This window comes from Parvibaculum sp. (assembly GCF_035511255.1).
Lineage (GTDB): Bacteria > Pseudomonadota > Alphaproteobacteria > Parvibaculales > Parvibaculaceae > Parvibaculum.
Map to the genome: position 1 here is coordinate 1 of NZ_DATKFR010000253.1, position 1,633 is coordinate 1,633.

Consider the following 1,633-nt stretch of genomic DNA (forward strand, 5'->3'; position numbering starts at 1 on the left):
GGGAATGAAGGTATAAGCCGCGCCCTGGGCGATGACGGCGCCGCCGAGCCAGGCGCCCGAGGCATTGCCGAAGTTGAAGGCGCCCTGATTGAGGATCGAGGCGAGATTGGGTGCGTGAAGCGCCTTGTCGACGACGCGGAGCTGCAGCAGCGGCACGACGGCGAAAGCGAGGACGCCCCAGATGAAGATCGTGACGACGGCGGGTACCAGCATCCGGCTCGTATAGGAGAATCCAGCGACGACGAGGACGAGAAGCAGCAGGATGCCGATCAGCATCGGCATCAGCTTCCAGTCGGCGAGACGCCCCCCGATCAGGTTGCCGGCGGTGAGCCCGACGCCGAAGAGAAGCAGCACCATGGTGACGCCATGCGGCGAGACGCCGGTCACGCTTTCGAGAATCGGCGTGATGTAAGTGAAGACGGTGAAGAGACTTGCCGAGGCGAGCACGCTGATCAGCATCGCCAGCAGGACCTGCTTCTCGCCGAGAACACGGAACTCGCTGGCGATACTCCCCTGCGGCATGCGCAGATTGGCCGGGAGCCAGATTGCGATGGCGGCGAGCGCGACGAGGCCGATGCCGACCACCGCCCAGAAAGTCGCGCGCCAGCCTGCGAACTGGCCGAGCGCGGTGCCAAGAGGAACACCGAGCACATTGGCGACGGTGAGCCCTGCAAACATCAGCGCGATCGCCTGGGCACGTTTGTCGCGCGGGACGAGATCGGCCGCGACGACCGCGCCGATTCCAAAAAAGGTGCCGTGACAAAAGGCGGTGAGAATGCGCGCGCCCATCAGCAGCGCGTAGCCCGGCGAGACGGCGCAGAGAAGATTGCCGAGCGTGAACATGCCCATCAGCATCAGCAGCGCCCGTTTGCGCGGCAGGCTCGATGTCACGATGGCAAAGATCGGCGCGCCGATGACGACGCCCATCGCATAGCCGGTGACGAGAAGGCCGGCGCTCGGAATGCTGACATGAAGATCGGCCGCGACATCGGGCAGAAGACCCATAATCACGAATTCGGTCGTGCCGATGCCGAAAGAGGCAAGGGCGAGCGCCAGGAGCGACAGGGGCATGGGGAACTCGCGAAACGCACCGAAGGGACAAGGCCTCGCGACCTTTCGTCCTAAGTAAGTGTGCAGCGCAGCATTGTCCAGCCCGTTCGCGACGAAGCCTCCCGCGATACCTCGCAGGTAATCGACACGCGGTGGCGCATGGCGGAATTCTGACCGGCCATCATCCCGGAGGGTTTGAACCATGATTGCCGCACATTGCTCCGCCCCGCATGATCGCGCCGCTCACCCGCTCGACATCGCGACACGGCTCGAACGGTCGAGCGACGGCCGGCTACGCGGCGCAACCGCCGAAGACTACTGGAACATGACGGGCCCTTGGGGCGGCACGACGGCGGCGACCCTGCTCCGCGCCGCGCTCGAAAGCCCCTTGCGCCTCGGCGATCCGGTGGCATTGACCGTGAATTTCTGCGCACCGATCGCACGGGGTGAGTTTCTCATCGACCTGCGGGAAGTGCGGCGGAACCGCTCGACGCAGCATTGGTCGATCGAACTTTCGCAGGACGGACAAGGTGTAGCGGCGACGGCGAGCGCGGTCTTTGCGGTACGACGCGAGACGTGGGCG

Annotated in this window: 2 protein-coding genes; one reads left to right on the plus strand and one right to left on the minus strand. The window is 65.0% G+C overall.

Features of this window, described 5'->3' with window-relative positions; all coding sequences use genetic code 11:
- Positions 1 to 1,071: MFS transporter (locus tag VMR03_RS10045; protein ID WP_325404766.1), on the minus strand; the 1,071-nt coding region annotated here is incomplete at its 3' end.
- A gap of 181 nt (positions 1,072 to 1,252) precedes the next feature.
- On the opposite strand from VMR03_RS10045, the gene VMR03_RS10050 reads away from it, so the two are divergent.
- Positions 1,253 to 1,633: acyl-CoA thioesterase (locus VMR03_RS10050; RefSeq protein ID WP_325404768.1), on the plus strand; the 381-nt coding region annotated here is incomplete at its 3' end.